Genomic DNA, 17,733 nt, shown 5'->3' with positions numbered 1-17,733 from the left:
GTGTGGTGGGTGGCGTGGTGGGTGGCGTGATCGGCGGCGTGGTGGGCGGTCAGCTGGGTGGAACGGGCACGGACGTGCTGGCGTTCGGCCAGGGCATGACGCGTCCCGAGAAGATCGCGGGTCCGGAAGTGTCCTATACGCGTGAGGCCCTCGAGGCGCGCGTGCAGGGCCTGATGATCGTGAAGTGCGTGATCACGACCGAGGGAAAGGTCGAGCGCTGCCGCACGATCAAGCCGCTCCCTCACATGGAGCAGGCCGTGATGGACGTGCTCACCGCCTCACGCTACAAGCCGGTCACGTTCCAGGGCAGGCCGGTCGAAGTGCAGTACACGTTCAACTTCAACCTGAAGCTGCCGCGCTGATCCAAAGCAGGCAGCCCCGCTTGAGCAGTCCGCCGAACATCACCTCGCGCTCGTGAGGAGGAGCGCTCCACAGCCATGCAATTTACCCTGCTTGATATCTGGCACCACACGGGCCTCTTCGCCCGCATGATCATCTTCACCCTCGCCATCATGTCGGTGGCGTCGCTGGTCGTCATGGCGGAGCGGGTCATCGTCTTCCGCAAGACCCGCTCGGACAGCCGCAACTTCGCCGCCAAGATGGGCGCGATCCTCGCGAAGGGCGACCTGACCACCGCGGCGAACACCAACCTGGGCAAGGACGTGGGCCACCTGGGCCGCGTGATCAACTCCGGCCTGACGGCGTACCGGATCACCCCTGGGAACAAGGACCTGGCGGTGGAGTCCGTGGCCCGCGCGCTGGAGCGCCAGGCGCAGCGCGAGGTGCAGAGCCTCAAGCGTGGCCTGGGCCTGCTGGCCACGGTCGGCTCCACGGCGCCGTTCGTCGGTCTGCTGGGCACCACGATGGGTATCGTGAACGCCTTCCAGCTGATGGCGGCGGCGGGCTCCGGCGGTCTGGCGACGATCTCCGCCGGTATCTCCGAGGCGCTCATCACCACGGCGTTCGGTCTGCTCGTGGCGATCCCCGCGGTCATGGCCTACAACTTCCTGCAGGGCTGGGTGGATGCCCGCTCCGTGGACATCTCCGAGTCCTCCAACGAGTTCCTGGACGTGGTGGCCCGGCACGTGGGCGGCGGTTCGTCGCACGCGGCCTAGTCGTAGCCCCACCCTGGGACGTCCCCACCCATGAGGGCGGTCCGGCTGAGAAGCCGCGCTGCCCCAGGGTGGGCGTTCCTTCCCGGATACAGGTGCACGCATGGGAATGTCAGCAGGCCCCAAAGGGGGCATCAAGAGCGAGATCAACGTCACGCCGTTGGTGGACGTGGTGCTGGTGCTCCTCATCATCTTCATGGTCGTGACGCCCATGCTCCAGCGCGGCAAGTCCGTGGAGCTGCCCAAGGCCACGGAGATTGAAAAAGAAGGCAAGACGGACGCCGATCCGCTGATCCTCTCCATCACCCCGGACAAGAAGATGTTCGTGGAGAACGATGAGGTCGACGAGAAGGGTCTCCAGGAGAAGATCGCCGCGGAGCTGGTGAAGGATCCAGGCAAGAAGATCCTCCTGAAGGGCGACAACGCCCTGAACGTGGGCGACGTGCGCAAGGTGCTGGACACGGCCCGCAAGGCGAAGGCGAAGCAGATCGCCCTGGGTGTGGAGGAGAAGAAGTAATGTCCCGAGGACACAAGCAGCGTCAGTGGGTCAAGCCCGCGTCCGCGCCGAACTCGGAGATCAACGTCACGCCCCTGGTGGACGTGGTGCTGGTGCTCCTCATCATCTTCATGGTGGTGACGCCCCTCCTGGAGAAGGACATCCTCGTCCGCGTCCCGGAGACGGAGGTGGAGGAGAACCAGCCGCCGCCGGAGCCCGATGATCAGCAGATCGTCGTGCAGGTGGACAAGAGCGGCGCCTACTCCATCAACACGGAGCAGATCCCCGCTTCGGACTACATCGCCCGCCTCAAGCGGATGCTGAACGCCAAGAAGCCGGACGAGAAGGTCGTCTTCTTCATGGCGGATGACGCGGCGAACTACGGCAAGCTCGTGGTGGCGCTGGATGGCGCCCGTGCCGCGGGAGCGAAGATCCTGGGCATGGCCACCGAGCTTCCCCAGAACGCGGTCATCCAGGGCACGCTGAACTCGCCGGACGGTGCACCGCCCGCGCCCCCTGCCCCGCCGACTCCCTGATCCACTTCTTCCGTCAGGGCTGACGCGCGGACACGCCGTCACCGATTCCATCCGAAGCCCGCTGGCGTTCCGACGCCAGCGGGCTTCTTCTTTTCAGGCCCCCATGTCCCCGCGCGGGACCCGACGTCTGCCGCGTGGGATGGCCGCGGATGGCCGCCTGTGAGGGCAGCGCGCCGGTACGGGCATTGCTCTCCCCTCCTCCCGTACGGGTTGGAAGGGGGAGACGATGCTGGCGAGGGTGCGGTCGGGTGCATTGATGGGCATCGACGCGGTGGTGGTGGAGTGCGAGGTCGACATGGCCCTCGGGCTGCCCTACTTCAACGTCGTGGGGCTGCCGGAGGGAGCAGCCCGGGAGTCGAAGGTCCGGGTGGTCTCCGCGCTGAAGAACGCGGGCTTCGACCTTCCGCAGAAGCGGATCACGGTCAACCTGGCGCCTGCGGAGATCCGCAAGGAAGGGGCGGCCTTCGAGCTGCCCATCGCGTTGGGCGTCCTCGCGGCGGCGCGGTTGATGGAGGAAGAACCGCTGGAGCGGTACCTCTTTGGCGGAGAGCTGTCGTTGGATGGCTCCATCAAGGCCATCAAAGGGGTGCTTCCGCTGGCCGTGGCTGCCCGGAATGGCGGCTTCCAGGGCGTCATGGTGCCGGCAGCCAACGCGGCGGAGGCGGCTCTGGTGGAGGGCATCCAGGTGCTGTCCGTGGCCCACCTGAAGGAGGCCGTGGGGCACCTCACCGGCAAGGCCCCGCTGACGCCGCTGACGCGCACGGGGACCTCGGTGAGCGGTACTCGCACCGCTACCGCGGACATGGCCGATGTGCGGGGGCAGCCGGAGCTGAAGCTGGCTTTGGAGCTGGCGGCGGCGGGTGGCCACAACATCCTGATGGCCGGGCCTCCAGGGTCGGGCAAGACGATGTTGGCGCGACGGCTGCCAGGCATCCTGCCCGAGCTGTCCTTCGACGAGGCGCTGGAGGTCACGAAGGTCTACTCCATCCAGGGGCTGCTGGGAGACGAGCAGGCGTTGATCCGCGAGCGTCCGTTTCGCGCGCCCCACCACACGCTGTCCGATGCGGGACTCGTGGGAGGTGGCCCCATGGCCCGTCCCGGCGAGCTGTCCCTGGCCCATCACGGCGTGCTGTTCCTCGATGAGCTACCGGAGTTCCGCAAGAACGTGCTGGAGGTGCTGCGCCAGCCTCTGGAGGAAGGCGCCATCCACCTGGCGCGGGCCACCCAGCACATCACCTATCCCTGCCGGGTCATGTTGGTGGCGGCGATGAACCCCTGCCCGTGCGGCTACTTCAACGTCCCCGGGCACACGTGCACCTGCCTCGAGCACCGCATCTTCGGCTACCACTCGCGCATCAGCGGGCCGCTGCTGGACCGCATCGACATCACCGTGCAGACACGGCCGGTGGAGTACCACCATCTCGCCGAGAAGAGTCAGGAGCTGCCCAGCCAGTACTACCGGCAGCGAGTCGAGGCCGCGCGCGAACGGCAGCGCGCCCGATTCCACGAGATGCCAGGGGTGCACTGCAATGCCCAGATGCCTTCGCATCTGCTGCGCCGCTACTGCGTAATGTCACCGCCCGCGGAGAAGGCGCTCAAGGACGCGGTCACTCATTTCGGTCTGTCCGCTCGGGCGCATGACCGCATCCTCAAGCTCGCGCTGACGCGCGCGGACCTGGAGGGACACGGACGTATCGAGGACGTGGACATGCGGCTCGCTGTCGATTGCCGGATGCTGGACCGCCGGGGCTGGCTCCACGCCAATACCCGGGGCGCGGTGAATGCGTTACCCCGCACCTCTACTGTCAGGCACCAGGCTTCCGAGAACGGCGGGAGCCGGGGGTTCTCCGTCGGCGACGGCTGACTTTGCACTCGGGAGCAGCGGCTGCACGCTCCGCTCCTCCAGACGGGGAGCGGGGCCGGTGATGATGCGCGCGGACCTGCCGAAGGTCAGGTACGCGTACGCCCAGTTGAGCAACACGGCCAGCTTGCTTCGGAAGCCAATGAGGAAGGTGATGTGGATGAAGAGCCAGGCCAACCAGGCGACGAAGCCGGATTGCTTCACGCGGCGGAAGGCCACGCCCACTGCATGGCCTCTGCCGATGACCGCGTAGGTTCCCCGGTCCCAGTAGCGGAAGGGCTGCATGGGCTGGCCCGCGAGCTGGCGGCGGAGGTTGAGCACCGCGTGCTTGCCCTCCTGCATCGCCGCGGGCGCCACTCCCGGGACCGCGCTTCCGTCCTCCTGATTCACGAGCGCCAGGTCCCCGACGACGAAGATGTCGGGATGCCCGGGCACGGTGAGCTCGGGCGTCACCTGGACGCGCCCCGCCCTGTCCAGCGTCACGCCGAGCGAACGGGCCACGGGCGAGGCCTCCACCCCCGCGGCCCAGAGCACCGTGCGGGCCGCCAGATGTTCAGGCCCCATGTCCACGCCCACGGCGTCGATGTTCGTGACCCGGGTGCCCGTACGGACCTCGACGCCGAGCCCCTCCAGCACCCGGCGGGCCTCCGCCGAGAGGTTCTCGGGATAGGTGGGGAGCACGCGGTCCATTCCCTCGATGAGGATGACGCGCGCATCCCGAGGGTCGATGTTCTGGAAGTCACCCGACAATGAATTGCGGCTGATCTCCGCCAGCGCCCCCGCCAGCTCCACGCCCGTGGGCCCCGCGCCAATGATGGCGAAGGTGAGCAGCGCGCGGCGGCGCTCGGGGTCCGGTTCGCGCTCGGCCTGCTCGAAGGCGAGCAACACGCGGCGGCGGATCTCCAGCGCGTCCTCGACGGTCTTCAATCCCATCGAGTGTCGCGACCAGGCGTCATTGCCGAAGTACGAGTGCGTCGCTCCGGTGGCGACGATGAGGAAGTCGTACGCCAGCTCACCGTCCGCCAGGAGGACGTGCTTGCGCGCGGTGTCCACGCCAGTGACTTCCGCGAGCAGCACCTGGACGTGATTGCGTCCGAGCATCGCTCGCAGTGGCGCGGCGATGTCGCTGGGACTCAGTGTCGCCGTGGCCACCTGGTACAGCAGGGGCTGGAAGAGGTGGTGGTTGTGACGGTCCACCATCGTGACGCGAACCCCTGCCTTTCGCAGGTACCGGGCCGCGTAGAGGCCGCCGAAGCCGCCTCCCAGGATGACCACATGGGGAAGGTTCTCACGGGTCGTATTCACGAGAGGAGATGTCACGGCGACGCGCCAGGGTTTCAACGCAAAGCCTTCCATCCCATCAAGGCGGACTGTCACGTCCCCTCGTGTCTGCTTATGCGGAGGTGCCCGCACCTTTGCGCCTTCTCAGCGCATGGGAGACAGGCACGCCGCTCCGCCAGTTCGGACGGCTCCGGCGAACCTGGACGCCCTTGCAGGCCCTTCCGCCTGGAAGCCCGCGCGGCATGAGCGTTGCTCTGCCCAGCGCCGAGGCATCCAGCCCGCAGGGCGGCGAGGGAGGCAGACGAGATGAGCAGGCTGACGGAGAAGTTGAAGGCAGTGGCGGCGGCGGTGGCGTCCATCGAAAAGCAGTTCGGCCGAGGCGCGGTGATGACGCTCGGCGCGGACGCACCGGAGCAGAAGGTGGCGGTCATTCCCACGGGCTCGGTGGGGTTGGACCGGGCGCTGGGCGTGGGGGGCTATCCGCGAGGGCGCGTGGTGGAGCTGTTCGGCAATGAGTCCTCCGGCAAGACGACCCTCACCCTGCATGCCATCGCGCAGGTGCAGTCCGTGGGGGGCATCGCGGCCTTCATCGACGCGGAGCACGCGCTGGACCTGTCCTACGCGCGCAAGCTGGGGGTGCGTACGGAGGAACTGCTCGTGGCGCAGCCGGACACCGGGGAGCAGGCGCTCGAAATCACCGAGCAGCTCGTGCGCTCGGGCGCCGTGGACCTCATCGTGGTGGATTCGGTGGCGGCGCTGGTCCCCCGTGCGGAAATCGAAGGGGAGATGGGCGACGCGCACATGGGCGTCCAGGCGCGGCTGATGAGTCAGGCGCTGCGGAAGCTCACGGGCGCGGTGAGCCGCTCCGGCACCTGCATCATCTTCATCAACCAGATCCGCATGAAGATTGGCGTGATGTTCGGCAACCCGGAGACGACGACGGGCGGCAACGCCCTGAAGTTCTATTCGTCGGTGCGGATGGAGATCCGCCGCACGGGCAACCTCAAGGATGGCGACGCGGTGGTGGGCTCACGGGCCCGCGTGAAGGTGGTGAAGAACAAGCTGGCGCCCCCGTTCCAGGAGGCGGAGTTCGACGTGCTCTACGGCACGGGCATCCACCGCGCCGCCGAGGTGCTGGACCTGGCCGTGAGCGCGGGCGTGGTGGAGAAGTCGGGCAGCCACTTCAGCCTGCGGGGTGAACGCATCGGCCAGGGCCGCGAGCGGGCGTGCGAGTGGCTGCGCGAGCACCCGGATGTCCTGGAGGCCCTTGCTCGCGACCTGGTGGGAGCGACCGCGCCCTCCGTGCCGTCCGCGGACTCCGCGGCGGCCTAGGTCGCGGCCTGGAGTGCATCCAGCGAGAGGGGGAGCTCCCAGTGGCGTTGGCCCGCGCGCAGCACCAGTCGCCCTTCGGGGCTCTCTTCCAGCATCTCGCCGAACTGGTACTGCGCATCACGAGAGAAGCGGGCCTTCGCCCTGCCCTGCTTCACGCGGCAGGTGAGGACTCCGTCCGGCGTGAGCTGGAGCGACCCCAGGTCCAGGGCTTCGGCCGTCCGGTCGCTCAGACGCAGGGACACACGCTCATCCGAGGTGACGTCCACGGTGCGGACCTCGTAGGCCGCGTCCTCCACCTGGACGTAGCACCAGTCCGGGGCGATGCGGAGCTGGTAGCGCCCGTCGTCATCCAGGACCAGCGAGGCGTTGAAGAGTTCGATGATCTTCGGGTGCTCGATGGGCTCGTCGTCGTGCCACCAGCGCAACGCCGCATCCAGACGGATGCCGCTGTCCTCACGGGTGTGCCAACGCTTGCCTGGAGGGGGCTGGCCAGTGGGAGGTTGCATGTCGCCCTTGAGGTGCGGGTGAGGTCCGGCGGATTCAAGCCGCCGGAGCCTGGAGGCCTACCAGTTCCGCACGAACTCCGTGTAGCCACGAAAGGCCACGGCGCCCCAGAAGTTCACCAGCACGCCAAGCGCCAGCACGGCGATCACCGCGCGGTTGCGCAGCGACCATCCTCCAATGGCGAAGAGCAACAGCAGATAAGGCGTGTAGTCCAGGCTGAACCGGAAGCCGAACTGCATGTAACCGGTGTTCTGGTAGAAGAGCCCCGGCAGCGCGCACACCGCCACGGTCAGCCACAGGGACCAGTGCAGACGGGGACGCGTGCGGGGGACCAGCAGGAACACCAGCAGGGGCAGCGTGAGCAGCAGCGTCAGCCCATGCGGGTCGTACGACAGCCGCGGCGGAGACAGCGACACCTGGGGCAGCTTGAGGAACGCGGCCTGGAGGTTGCGCGACAGGTACTCGATGTTGAAGAGCCCGAAGCGGTCGATGTCTACGTTCACCCGGTTGTTGAAGAGGTACGAGTGACCGAACTCGCCGGGCTTGCCGAAGCGGTAGACGTTGTACGCGGCCGCGAGCGCGGCGAGGGGCGCGGCCCCCGCGCCGAAGAGGGCGAGCTTGCGGAGGGCGGGCTTCCACGCGGTCGGCAGGGCCTTCAGTTGGGCCAGCCGGTCCGGCCCGGGGCAGAGCGCCTCCAGGATGAAGAAGAGGCCCGCGAACACCAGCGGCGTGCGGGTGAGCACGGCCATGGAGAAGAAGAGCCCCGCGAGCACGGGACGCCGCGCCTTGACGGCGTTGCGCACGTACAGACACGTGAGCGCCACGCCCATCACCTGCGCGCCAAACCAGACCTCGCCCCGGATGGCGCAGTAGAAGAACAGCGTGCCGAAGGCGAGCACCAGCGACAACACCACGTTGTCGTCGCGGTTGCGCTCCGTCTCCCCTTCCTGCGCGAGGAAGCGCAGCAGCGAATAGAAGAGCGCCACCGCGAGCGCGCCCACGAAGACGCCGAAGGACGTGTCGTTGAACTTGTAGCCGTGCAGCGCGACGAAGGGGAGCATCACGACCGCGGGGAAGGACGGGAAGCTGACGAACCAACGGTCATCGCGGAGCGGGCGTCCCTCGCACCGCACCTTCTGTCCGTCCACCAGCCGCACGCAGGCCCAGTCCTCCAGGTTGGGCAACACCTGCGGATCCACGTCGAGCCGTCCCTCCAGCCAGGACTGCGCCTGGTAGATGAAGTGCGGCGCGGCGCTCTGCCGGAGGAAGCGCTGCGAGCTGAAGCTGGACAGCACCGCGAACGCGACGAGGAACAGCACCACCTCCACCCGGTAGGCGGACAGCCACAGGCGCACCGCGCTCCGCACCGGATGCACTCCTGCTCCGGCCGGCGACGTGGGGGGGCTGGTGGATTCCGTCGCCGCCGCGGGGCTGGCGAGCGGCGCGGAGGACTCGGGCGTGGCCGAGACGGGTTCGCCCGCGGTGGCGGGGCCCGGGGGCGCCGTGGACGGCGCTTCCGGGTCGGAAGGACGGGGACGCTTTGATTTGGAGCGACTCATGGCGACACGGGGGCGGCGAGCAGGTGCAACCTCAACATTTCCAGCACGTGGGATGCGGCGAACAAGCGGACCCGGTCCCGGTCACCCGCGAGCGAGATCCGCTCGCAGCGGGGCTCCATTCCAGGGCCGGACAGGCCGCAGTACACGGTGCCCACGGGGTCCTCGGGCGTGCCTCCGCCCGGGCCTGCGTAGCCCGTGACGGACAGGCCGAACGTGGCGCCGCAGGCGGCGCGGACTCCCTCCGCCATGGCGAGCGCCGTCTGGGACGACACGGCGCTGTGCTTCGCGAGGATGTCCGGGGGGACGCCCACCCAGGCGGACTTCATCTTCTCCGAGTAGGCGACCGCCCCGCCGATGAAGACCTGGCTGGAGCCCGGCACGGCCGTGAGTTCCTGCGCGACGAGGCCGCCCGTGCAGCTCTCCGCCACCGCCAGCGTGTGACCGCCGCGCGCCAGCATGTCGAGGAGCACGGGTGCGTATTCGCTGCCATCCGCGCCGTAGACGTGCGTGCCCAGCACCTGCCGGCATGCGGCCTCCGCGGCCGCGAGCGCGGCGTCAGCCTCCGCCTGCGTGGGGGCCTCCGCCATCAGCTTCAGGTGGTTCTCCGGTGCGTGCGTCCGGAAGCCGAACACCACCCTGGGGTGGCTGGGGGCCAGGGGCATCACCCGCTCGTTCAGCACGGACTCAGGCAGGCGCACGGTTCGCAGCAGGCGAAAGGCCCGGAACGTGCGACCCGATTCGGCGGCGAGCCAGGTCCGCACGCGCGGCAACACCTCTCCGTCCACCAGGGCGCGGTACTCGCGCGGGACGCCTGGCAGGAAGAACAGGTGGGCGCGGCCCAATTGCTGGATGACCAGTGGCGCCGAGCCCTGGGGATTGCGCACCGGCTCGGTGCCCGTGGGGATGCGCGCCATGCGCAGGGCGCCCGGATTCATCGTCATGCCCCGCGCGGCGTAGCGCTCCTTCAGCCAGCCGAGCACTCGCGCGTCCTCTTCCATGGACACGCCTGCGGCGGCGGCGGCGCACTCCAGCGTGAAGTCGTCCGACGTGGGCCCCAGGCCTCCGGAGACGATGACCACGTCCGCGCGCGCCGAGGCTTCCAGCAACGCGCCCGTGATGTCCGGACGCACGTCGCCCACCACCGTCACCCGTGCGACCTTCACGCCCAGGTCGAAGAGGCGGGCTTCCAGGTACGTGCTGTTGGTGTCCGTGATGAGGCCGGTGACGAGCTCGTCACCGGTGCACAGCAGCTCGACGCGCATGGGCCGGGCATCCTAGCGGCCGACACGGCCCGCGTCCCGGCTCCCGCGCTTGACTGCTCAGAGGAACGCGGGACCGTCGTCCGTGGCGTTGGCCTCGGAGTCCTCGTCGTCGTCCTCGTCGAGCCCGGCCGCCACCGCCACCGCCGCGACGGCGCCGACCTTGCGGGACGCCAGCCGGCTGCGCACGGAGACCGCGGACTCCACCAGACCCATGACCAGGTACGCGGCGAAGTACGTCACCAGCACCCAGGCCGGGTGGAACTGCTGGGCGATGAACGCGCCCGTGAGCGCCATGACCATGAAGACGAGCGCCGTCTTGCGGCTGGGACGCGCGTCCTTGAAGGTGCGGTAGCGCACCGTGGACACCATCAGCAGCGACAGGGCGCCCACCGCCACCGCCACCGGCAGTCGCGCGCCGTCACCGAGCGCCTCGCCCTGGCTGGCCACGTGGTGGGAGATGATGAGGGAGACGAGCACGCCAGCCGCCAGCGGGATGGGAAGCCCCACGAAGAAGCCGCCGCCACCGCCGTGCGGGTTGCGCATGGCGAGCACGTTGAAGCGCGCCAGCCGCATGGCGCCGCAGGCCATGAACGCGAAGGAGATGAACAGGCCCCAGAAGCCCATGGGGGCCAACGCCCACTTGTAGACGAGGAGCGCCGGCGCCGCGCCAAAGGACATGACGTCCGCGAGGCTGTCGAGTTGCATGCCGAAGTCGCTCTGCGTCTTCGTCAGGCGGGCCACCCGTCCGTCGAACCCGTCGAAGAACATGGCGAAGAGGATGGCCAGGGCCGCCTGGTACAGCTGCACCGGTTCTGCCTCACCCGAACACAGGGTGATGGCGTAGAAGCCACAGAAGATGGAAGTGACGGTGAAGAGGTTCGGGAGCACGAACATCAGTTTCCGCAGCTTCATCGTTCCCTCGACTTCCCCAGGTGGTCGGCTGCCCATGCGGCAGAAACGGCGAGGGAACGGACCTTAGCAGGGTTTTATTCGCGCCGGAGTCAGTCCCGGGTCGCATGGGAGGAGAAATGCCGTACGGGCAGTGGGCCCTGTGGGGATTGACCGCGGCGGCCGTCCTGCTGCTGGTGAATGTGGTGTGGGTCCTGCTCGTCAGGCGGTGGTACCGCCTCAAGGGGCCCCTTCCCGAGATGCTGCGCGTGAAGTGCGCGGATGGGTGGGAGTTGACCGTGCACGCCCGGCGGGCCCCGGTGCGCCGCTTCGCCGAGCCCGTCCTGCTGTGCCACGGGCTGGCGGCCAACCGCTTCACCTTCGACTTCGAGCCGCCCTACTCCGTGGCCCACTACCTCACCGAGGCAGGCTTCGACTGCTTCAGCGTGGAGTGGCGCGGCACCGGGCACTCGCAACGTCCGCCCAGGGGCCGGCGGCCCACGGACTTCACCGTGGACGACCACATCAACCACGACGGGCCGGCCCTGCTGGAGCTGGCACTGAAGGAGACCGGCGCGAAGCAGGCCTTCTGGCTGGGTCACTCGCTGGGCGGCCTGGTGGGGTACGGCGTGGCGCAGGGGCCTGATGGCGGGAAGCTGGCGGGTCTGCTCGAGTTGGGCGCGCCGGTGTATCTCCAGTCGGAGCCGTTCCTGCGGACGCTCATCTCGCTGGGCGTGCGCGCGGCGTGGCCCGGGAGCATCCGTCAGTCGTGGGTGAGCGCCAGCATGGCGCCCTTCCTGGGCTACCTCGCACTGCCCCTGTCGGACATCGTCGTGAACCCTCGACATGTTCCGCCGCGCGTCCTGCGGCAGCTGTCCGTCAACATGATGGCGGCGATGAGCCGCAAGGTGCTGCTGCAGTTCCAGGACTGGATCTCCCACGACGCGTTCCGGTCCTACGACCGCAAGACGGATTGGCGCGCGGGCATCGCGAAGCTCCAGTTGCCCGTGCTGGTGATGGGCGGCAGCGCGGACCGCCTGGCCACCTCGGCCAACGTGGAGGCGCAGTACGCGCTGCTCACGTCACCGGATCGCGCACTGCATGTCTTTGGCCGGGACCGCGGGGACAAGATGGACTACGGCCACGGCGACCTCATCTTCGGCACCGGCGCGCCCATGGAGGTCTACCCCGTCATTCGCGCGTGGATCGAACAGCGCGCCACGCCCCTGCCCCCCACGTCCGCTCCCGCTCAGGGCTGAGGCGAGCGGGCGTCGAGCTGGACGCAGGGAGAGCGCAGTCCTCGCCTGGTGCTCGCGTCGACGCGGCGGAGCTGGACGCGTGTCTGGCCCTCGCAGTCGGTGGAGACCAGGTCGCCACTCGCGTCCTTCGCGGTGAGGTCCTCCACCTGCAACTGGCCTTCTTCGATGGCCACCAGGATGGAGCCCGGCGTGTCGCGCACGTCGACGTTCCGGGACTCCAGGGTGGCCTTCGTATCCACCGCCAACGCGGCCAGGCCACAGCCCGAGAGCCGGGCGTTGCGGAGCGTCGCTCGGGCCCGCTGCGTCGCCAGCACGCAGGTGCCCTTCGCTCCCTCGACGGTCACGGTGTCGACGTCCGCTTCCACCTGGCGCAGGTGGAGCCCGTCTCCCGTGATGCCATCCGCGGTGCTCACGCCCTTGATGACGCCATCCCGCAGGCGCACGCGGCCCTGCAGCGCCACCACGCCGTATTCGCGTGAGCCCTCCAGGCGGAAGCGCCGCACCTCCAGGTCCGAGGCGGTGAGCTGGAGCGCCCCGTGGTTGCCCGCGTCCTTCACGGTCACGTCCTCCAGCAGGCCGTTCGTCGCGGTGAGGCCCATTCCCGCGCGCGTGGCGTGCTCCGAACTGAAGCCCCGCACCGACAGCCGGGCCTGGTTGGCCGTCACGCCGTACTCGTGGCCCTGGACCCGGACGTCCACCAGCGTCAGCGCGCCCTCCACCGTGGAGAACGCCGTGCCCGTGCCGCCCGAAACCCGCGCCCGTTCGACCTCCGCCACGCCGCCCTCCTGGCTCAGCGCCGTCCGGGGGCCCTGGAAGTCCACCCCCTCCAGGCGCACCGTGGCCCCACCCCGGGCCCGAACCGCGCGGTCGTAGGCCCCCGTGAACGCACTGTCCCTGAGGATCAGGGACGGCGCGGAAGCCCCTGCGGTTCCTGCCTCCACGAGCACGCCCACCGCGGTCGGCGCCAGGCTGCTCGCCCCGGCCTCGAAGCGCAGCCCCCTGCCCTCCAGAGGACCCGCGCCCAGCCGGATGGCGCCCCGGGTCTGATTGCGGAAGGTCACGGTGCGGACATTCACGGGCCCCCGGGCCTCCAGACCCCAGCCTCCTCCCTCGATCACCAGGGACTCCAGGGCGGTGTCCCCTGGCGCCTCGACCACGGGGGTGCCGGGGCCCGCCGCCAGGATCGTGGAAGGGCCCTCCCCCGTGAGCCGGGTGCCCTCCGGCAGCCGGAAGGGGCCTTCATAGCGGCCGGAAGCCAGGTGCACGTGCTTCGGGCCGGGGCGGGCCAGGGCTTCGATCAGCGAGCGCAGGGGGCGCTCCCGGGTGCCGTCGCCGCCCGAGGCCGCCCCGTCCACCCACAGCTCGCCCGTCGCCTGGGGCCGTGGGGACGGCCGCGAGCAGGCGCACATCAGGACGAGGAGCCATGGAAGCAGTCGGGTGGGCACGCGGGCAGGCACTCTAGCCCCCTGATGGCACCCTGCTGGAGCTGGATCAGCGGCGACTGCTAAGTGATCGATTTTCCAATGCCTTTCACGCAAAAGCGATCACCAGGCGATCACTTCTCCTGATGTGGAAAGCAGGAGTGTGAGGATGTATCAAAAGATGCGATCCTCCCGACTCTCTACAGGGTGTATTTTCAGAGGCCAGTTTTCATCCGGAGGCCGATTTTCCGGCCCGGGAACGGGTGGCGCATTGACAGTCGAAAGCTCGATTTGTTACCTCCGCCATCCGCTCGATCAACGCCAGACAACGCAAGAGGGAGGGGTGTCATGACCAAGGCAGAGCTCGTGGAGGTGGTGGCTGCGCAGTCGAAGCTCACGAAGAAGCAGGCCGCCCAGATCCTCGACAGCGTCTTCACCAACATCGGCAAGGCGGTGAAGAAGGACACCCGATTCAGCTACCCCGGGTTCGGCACGTGGTCGCTGCGTTCGCGCAAGGCGCGGAAGATTCGCAACCCGCAGACCAACGAGATGATGAAGCTCAAGGCGTCGAAGACGGTCGGTTTCCGTCCCGCGAAGGAGCTGAAGAACTCGCTGTAGTCGCAGGGCCGTTGTGAAGGCCCGTCCCCCTCAGGGGCGCGAACCCGCGGCCGGGTGGCGCCCCTGGGACGTGAGGACGGGGGACTCCGTGGGCATGCGGGCCACGGGACGCTCTTCGGACGCGTCCGGGGCCGCCTCGGGGGCGACGAGCGCCTCCAGCGGATCCAGTGAACTGCCGTCGTGCCAGAGCTCGAAGTGGACGTGGACGCCGGTCGCAAGGCCCGTGTCCCCCGCGAGCCCCACCACGTCGCTCCTCGCCAGCACCTCGCCGGTCGTCACCAGGACCTCGGACAGGTGGCTGTAGCGCGTCACCCACTGGCCGTCGTGCTGGACCTCCACCATCTTGCCGTGGTCGCCGTTCCAGCCGGCGCGCAGGACGACGCCCCGGTCCGCGACGCCCACGGGCTGTCCCCGGCGGGCCGCCAGGTCCACACCCGAGTGGCGGCGCAGCTGGCCGGTGATGGGGTGCCAGCGGTCGCCGTAGAGGCTGGTGATGGTGACCGGCTCCACGGGCCAGGCGAGGCGCGGCGGGCCGGAGGGCTCCGGCGGCTGCTCCCAGCGGCGCAGCGTGGACGCGCGCACGATGAGGCGGCCCACGCGCACCACCACGGCCTCCGCGAGCGAGCCCGGCATGTCGCCATAGAGGCGCGCGTCCTGCTCCAGCTCAGCCTCCATCACGCCCCGGGCGCGCGTCAGGTCGCGGGGGTCGGTGTGCTCCACCGGGCGGGCCAGGAAGGCGTCCATGGCCGCGTTCATCGCCTCCCAGTTGCGCACCTGTGCGGCGGGCATGGCGCTGCCGCGCTGGACCTTCTCGCGGTAGGCCTGGGCCTGTTGCACGAACGCGGTGAGGGCGGCTTCCAGCTCCGTGGAGCGTTCGGGCGCCAGCGGCCCGCGGGCGCGCTCCGGTTCGTGGGGGAGGAAGGGCGTGCCGGAGCTGACGAAGCCGCTGTCGCCCGAGGTCGCGTACAGCTCCTCAAAGCTCATCTTCCCCGGCCGCGGCGTCGCGCAGGCGGAGAGGGCCAGCAGGGCAAGGACGGCGGGTCGGCGCACGGCGGGGTGAGCCTACCACCGCGCCGGGCCGTCCACCTGTTCCGGGCCATGGATCATCCCCTGGCGTACAGGTGCGTGCCGTCCGCACCTGGCGCGTGGAGCGGGCTCGTCCCCAGGTGCCGAAGGACCGTCATTCCCCTGACAGCGGCGCCTGGCCACGGCGACCCGCACGAACCTGTCCGACAGTCGGACAGGTTTCGGGACACCGCGGCCGGCCCGCGAGCCCGGTGCCGCCCGTGTCAGGCGGAGAGAGCCTGACGGATGCGCGCCAGGGCGTCGTCGATGTCCGCCGTGGACACGTCCAGGTGGCACACGAGGCGGATGGAGTGCGGACCCGTGGGGTTGGCGAGCACGCCCTGCTTCAGGAGCAGCGCGGAGGCCTCCGCCGCCGGACGCACCAGGTCCGCGAACACCATGTTCGTCTCCACCCTCGCCAGGTCCACCTTCACGCCCGGCACCTGGGCCAGGCCCTCCGCCAGCCGGCGCGCGTTGGCGTGGTCCTCGGCCAGGCGCTCCACGTGGTGCTCCAGCGCGTACAGCGCCGCCGCCGCGAGGATGCCCGCCTGCCGCATGCCGCCGCCCAGCCGCTTGCGCAGCCGCCGCGCCTCACGGATGACGTCCTTCTTGCCCGCGAGCGCCGAGCCCACCGGGGCGCCCAGGCCCTTGGAGAAGCACACCGACGTCGAGTCCGTCAGCGACGCCCACGCGGACGCGGGCTGGCCCGCCGCGACCTCCGCGTTGAACAGCCGCGCGCCGTCCAGGTGCACCGCGAGCCCCGCCTTGCGCCCCGCCTCCACCACCGCCTTGAAGCGCTCCACCGGCCACACCGTGCCGCCGCCGCGGTTGTGCGTGTTCTCCAGCGACAGCAGGCGCGTGCGCGGGTTGTGGATGTTGTCCTCACGCACCGCCGCCGTGACGGTCTCCGGCTTCAGCAAGCCGCGCTCGCCCGGCAGGGGACCCGGCTGCGCGCCCCACAGCGCCGGCACCGCGCCGCCTTCGTACTGGAGGATGTGGCTGCCCTCCTCCGTGAGCACCTCGTCGCCGGGACGGCAGTACGCGCCGATGGCGATTTGATTCGCCTGCGTGCCGGAGGGGACGAAGACGGCGGCCTCCAGCCCGAGCCGCTCGGCCACGCGCTCCTCCAGGCGGCGCACGGTGGGGTCCTCGCCGTAGACGTCGTCGCCCACCTCCGCGTCGGCGATGAGCCTGCGCATGGCGGGCGTGGGCTTCGTCACGGTGTCGGAGCGGAAGTCGATGGGCTTCATGGTTCTCCTCGCTGCGTGAAAAGGGATGCCCCGCCATGGCGCTTGGGCGGGGCCTCCCCGTGACATACAACGCCCGCGTGGCCCGGCGAGAGACAGTGGCGGAGAAGCGGCAGCGTGCGGTGTCGATCCTGGACGGTCTGGAGGCGGCCATGCCGGACGCCCGCATCGAGCTGGACTACCGCACGCCGCTGGAGCTGCTGGTCGCCGTCATCCTGTCCGCGCAGTGCACCGACAAGCGCGTCAACCTGGTGACCCCTGCCCTGTTCGCCCGCTTCCCGGATGCCCAGGCCTACGCGCGCGTCGAGCCCACCGACGTGGAGCCCTTCATCCGCACCTGCGGGCTGTACCGCGCGAAGGCGAAGAACATCGTCGCCACGGCGCGCACGCTCGTCGCCGACCATGGCGGGCAGGTGCCGCTGGTGCGCGACACGCTGGCGGAGCTGCCGGGCGTGGGGCTGAAGACCGCGGGCGTGGTGTGCATCCACCTGGGCGGCGACGCGGCCTTCCCCGTGGACACGCACGTGAAGCGGCTGGCGTACCGGATGGGCTTCACCCCGCACGAAGACCCGGACAAGGTGGAGAAGGACCTGCAGGCGCTGCTGCCTCGCGAGCGGTGGACGCTGGGGCATCAGCTGCTGGTGTGGCACGGGCGGCGCACGTGCTTCGCGCGCTCGCCCGATTGCGGCTCCTGCGTGGTGGCGGCGAAGTGCCCGAAGAAGGGCGTGCGCGCCACCGCGAAGGCTTAGGCGGACGCCGGAGCGCCCTGCTCGCGCGAGGCCTTGAGCTTCTTCATGCGCTTGCGGATGAACTCGCGCTTGAGCGTGGAGACGTGGTCCACGAAGACGGTGCCGTCCAGGTGGTCCGTCTCGTGCTGCACGGCGATGGCCAGCAGGCCGTCACAGCGCAGCGTCTGCTCCTGGCCTTCCTCGTCCAGGTAGCGCACCGTGGCGAAGGCGGCGCGGTCCACGTCCTCGGCTTCACCGGGGATGGAGAGGCAGCCCTCCGTGTAGGTCGTCTCCCCTTCGAGCGAGACGAACTCCGGGTTGATCATCGCCAGGGGCCTGGCGTCCGGCTGCTGCGACCGGGTGTCCAGGACGATGATGCGCTGGAGGATGCCCACCTGCGGGGCGGCGAGACCGACACCCTCGGCGTCGTACATGGTCTCGAACATGTCCTTGATGAGCGCGCGGACCTTGTCGTCCACCTTCGCCACCGGCTTGGCCTTCTGCTTCAGGATGGGGTCGGGCCAGATGAGAATCTCGCGAACCATGGAGGGGACTCTTAACCCC

18 protein-coding genes are annotated in these 17,733 nt (G+C 69.6%); 9 read left to right on the top strand and 9 right to left on the bottom strand.

Translation table 11 applies throughout. The annotated features are described in order from the left end of the window. The 5 genes from D7Y11_RS25175 to D7Y11_RS25155 form a co-directional block, all read left to right on the top strand. On the top strand, window positions 1-362 hold a 362-nt coding region (locus tag D7Y11_RS25175; RefSeq protein ID WP_147452026.1), incomplete at its 5' end, for an energy transducer TonB. Between the two features lie 75 nt (window positions 363-437). Then, window positions 438-1,115 carry a MotA/TolQ/ExbB proton channel family protein gene (locus tag D7Y11_RS25170; RefSeq protein WP_120575935.1) on the top strand — a complete coding sequence of 226 codons (678 nt, stop codon included), beginning with the start codon at window positions 438-440 and terminating at the stop codon, window positions 1,113-1,115. A 100-nt stretch (window positions 1,116-1,215) separates the two neighbouring features. Next, window positions 1,216-1,629, top strand: a complete 414-nt coding sequence (locus tag D7Y11_RS25165) for a biopolymer transporter ExbD (protein WP_014394198.1) — start codon at window positions 1,216-1,218, stop codon at window positions 1,627-1,629. Beyond that, window positions 1,629-2,144, top strand: coding sequence for a biopolymer transporter ExbD (locus tag D7Y11_RS25160; RefSeq protein WP_120575934.1), 516 nt, complete (start codon window positions 1,629-1,631; stop codon window positions 2,142-2,144). Before D7Y11_RS25165 ends, D7Y11_RS25160 begins: the two co-directional genes overlap by 1 nt. Window positions 2,145-2,370: 226 nt before the next feature. Further along, on the top strand, window positions 2,371-4,008 hold the full coding sequence (locus D7Y11_RS25155) for a YifB family Mg chelatase-like AAA ATPase (protein WP_120575933.1): 1,638 nt from the start codon (window positions 2,371-2,373) through the stop codon (window positions 4,006-4,008). Here D7Y11_RS25155 and D7Y11_RS25150 read toward each other — a convergent pair. Continuing rightward, window positions 3,931-5,310, bottom strand: coding sequence for an NAD(P)/FAD-dependent oxidoreductase (locus tag D7Y11_RS25150; protein WP_120575932.1), 1,380 nt, complete (start codon window positions 5,308-5,310; stop codon window positions 3,931-3,933). The two genes, D7Y11_RS25155 and D7Y11_RS25150, sit on opposite strands and share 78 nt — an antisense overlap. A 282-nt stretch (window positions 5,311-5,592) precedes the next feature. Between D7Y11_RS25150 and recA the strand changes: the two genes are divergently transcribed. Continuing rightward, window positions 5,593-6,618: a recombinase RecA gene (gene recA / locus D7Y11_RS25145; RefSeq protein ID WP_120575931.1), complete on the top strand. Its 1,026-nt coding sequence runs from the start codon at window positions 5,593-5,595 to the stop codon at window positions 6,616-6,618. On the opposite strand, the gene D7Y11_RS25140 is transcribed toward recA, so the two are convergent. From D7Y11_RS25140 to pssA, 4 genes are read right to left on the bottom strand one after another with little or no spacing between them, the layout of a single operon-like run. Next, window positions 6,615-7,124, bottom strand: coding sequence for a DUF1285 domain-containing protein (locus tag D7Y11_RS25140; RefSeq protein WP_120575930.1), 510 nt, complete (start codon window positions 7,122-7,124; stop codon window positions 6,615-6,617). The two genes, recA and D7Y11_RS25140, sit on opposite strands and share 4 nt — an antisense overlap. A 57-nt stretch (window positions 7,125-7,181) precedes the next feature. Then, entirely contained in the window at window positions 7,182-8,681 is a 1,500-nt protein-coding gene (locus D7Y11_RS25135; RefSeq protein ID WP_126934971.1) for a hypothetical protein, read from the bottom strand. Then, on the bottom strand, window positions 8,678-9,943 hold the full coding sequence (locus D7Y11_RS25130; RefSeq protein WP_126934970.1) for a CinA family nicotinamide mononucleotide deamidase-related protein: 1,266 nt from the start codon (window positions 9,941-9,943) through the stop codon (window positions 8,678-8,680). Before D7Y11_RS25130 ends, D7Y11_RS25135 begins: the two co-directional genes overlap by 4 nt. A gap of 57 nt (window positions 9,944-10,000) precedes the next feature. Continuing rightward, complete coding sequence (gene pssA, locus D7Y11_RS25125; RefSeq protein ID WP_120575927.1) at window positions 10,001-10,855, bottom strand: CDP-diacylglycerol--serine O-phosphatidyltransferase; 855 nt, start codon at window positions 10,853-10,855, stop codon at window positions 10,001-10,003. Window positions 10,856-10,971: 116 nt separating this feature from the next. On the opposite strand from pssA, the gene D7Y11_RS25120 reads away from it, so the two are divergent. Next, on the top strand, window positions 10,972-12,090 hold the full coding sequence (locus D7Y11_RS25120; protein ID WP_120575926.1) for an alpha/beta fold hydrolase: 1,119 nt from the start codon (window positions 10,972-10,974) through the stop codon (window positions 12,088-12,090). Here D7Y11_RS25120 and D7Y11_RS25115 read toward each other — a convergent pair. Continuing rightward, a complete protein-coding gene (locus D7Y11_RS25115) occupies window positions 12,081-13,535 on the bottom strand; it encodes a hypothetical protein (protein WP_126934969.1) in 1,455 nt (484 codons plus the stop codon). The two genes, D7Y11_RS25120 and D7Y11_RS25115, sit on opposite strands and share 10 nt — an antisense overlap. 324 nt (window positions 13,536-13,859) lie before the next feature. Between D7Y11_RS25115 and D7Y11_RS25110 the strand changes: the two genes are divergently transcribed. Further along, on the top strand, window positions 13,860-14,129 hold the full coding sequence (locus D7Y11_RS25110; protein ID WP_014394187.1) for an HU family DNA-binding protein: 270 nt from the start codon (window positions 13,860-13,862) through the stop codon (window positions 14,127-14,129). A gap of 30 nt (window positions 14,130-14,159) precedes the next feature. Here the strand turns inward: D7Y11_RS25110 and D7Y11_RS25105 are convergent, their stop codons facing one another. Together D7Y11_RS25105 and ltaE are read right to left on the bottom strand one after the other, a co-directional pair. After that, entirely contained in the window at window positions 14,160-15,179 is a 1,020-nt protein-coding gene (locus D7Y11_RS25105; protein ID WP_126934968.1) for a M23 family metallopeptidase, read from the bottom strand. A 239-nt stretch (window positions 15,180-15,418) separates the two neighbouring features. Next, complete coding sequence (gene ltaE / locus D7Y11_RS25100; RefSeq protein ID WP_126934967.1) at window positions 15,419-16,444, bottom strand: low-specificity L-threonine aldolase; 1,026 nt, start codon at window positions 16,442-16,444, stop codon at window positions 15,419-15,421. A gap of 35 nt (window positions 16,445-16,479) precedes the next feature. On the opposite strand from ltaE, the gene nth reads away from it, so the two are divergent. Then, the gene (gene nth, locus D7Y11_RS25095) at window positions 16,480-17,190 is read left to right on the top strand and encodes an endonuclease III (RefSeq protein WP_126934966.1); all 711 of its coding nucleotides are present in this window, start codon (window positions 16,480-16,482) and stop codon (window positions 17,188-17,190) included. On the opposite strand, the gene def is transcribed toward nth, so the two are convergent. Then, complete coding sequence (gene def / locus D7Y11_RS25090) at window positions 17,187-17,714, bottom strand: peptide deformylase (RefSeq protein WP_120575921.1); 528 nt, start codon at window positions 17,712-17,714, stop codon at window positions 17,187-17,189. The two genes, nth and def, sit on opposite strands and share 4 nt — an antisense overlap. Window positions 17,715-17,733: the final 19 nt, after the last annotated feature.

The organism is Corallococcus sp. AB018, assembly GCF_003986945.1.
GTDB lineage: Bacteria > Myxococcota > Myxococcia > Myxococcales > Myxococcaceae > Corallococcus > Corallococcus exiguus.
Note: the sequence above shows the minus strand (reverse complement) of the source record. Positions and strands in the feature narration are given on the sequence as shown.

Bases quoted from the DNA above. Each gene is read 5' to 3' on its own strand.
- D7Y11_RS25170 (WP_120575935.1), top strand. From the start codon at position 438: ATGCAATTTACCCTGCTTGATATCTGGCACCACACGGGCCTCTTCGCC.
- D7Y11_RS25165 (WP_014394198.1), top strand. From the start codon at position 1,216: ATGGGAATGTCAGCAGGCCCCAAAGGGGGCATCAAGAGCGAGATCAAC.
- D7Y11_RS25160 (WP_120575934.1), top strand. From the start codon at position 1,629: ATGTCCCGAGGACACAAGCAGCGTCAGTGGGTCAAGCCCGCGTCCGCG.
- D7Y11_RS25155 (WP_120575933.1), top strand. From the start codon at position 2,371: ATGCTGGCGAGGGTGCGGTCGGGTGCATTGATGGGCATCGACGCGGTG.
- recA (WP_120575931.1), top strand. From the start codon at position 5,593: ATGAGCAGGCTGACGGAGAAGTTGAAGGCAGTGGCGGCGGCGGTGGCG.
- D7Y11_RS25140 (WP_120575930.1), bottom strand. From the start codon at position 7,124: ATGCAACCTCCCACTGGCCAGCCCCCTCCAGGCAAGCGTTGGCACACC.
- D7Y11_RS25135 (WP_126934971.1), bottom strand. From the start codon at position 8,681: ATGAGTCGCTCCAAATCAAAGCGTCCCCGTCCTTCCGACCCGGAAGCG.
- D7Y11_RS25130 (WP_126934970.1), bottom strand. From the start codon at position 9,943: ATGCGCGTCGAGCTGCTGTGCACCGGTGACGAGCTCGTCACCGGCCTC.
- pssA (WP_120575927.1), bottom strand. From the start codon at position 10,855: ATGAAGCTGCGGAAACTGATGTTCGTGCTCCCGAACCTCTTCACCGTC.
- D7Y11_RS25120 (WP_120575926.1), top strand. From the start codon at position 10,972: ATGCCGTACGGGCAGTGGGCCCTGTGGGGATTGACCGCGGCGGCCGTC.
- D7Y11_RS25110 (WP_014394187.1), top strand. From the start codon at position 13,860: ATGACCAAGGCAGAGCTCGTGGAGGTGGTGGCTGCGCAGTCGAAGCTC.
- ltaE (WP_126934967.1), bottom strand. From the start codon at position 16,444: ATGAAGCCCATCGACTTCCGCTCCGACACCGTGACGAAGCCCACGCCC.
- nth (WP_126934966.1), top strand. From the start codon at position 16,480: ATGGCGCTTGGGCGGGGCCTCCCCGTGACATACAACGCCCGCGTGGCC.
- def (WP_120575921.1), bottom strand. From the start codon at position 17,714: ATGGTTCGCGAGATTCTCATCTGGCCCGACCCCATCCTGAAGCAGAAG.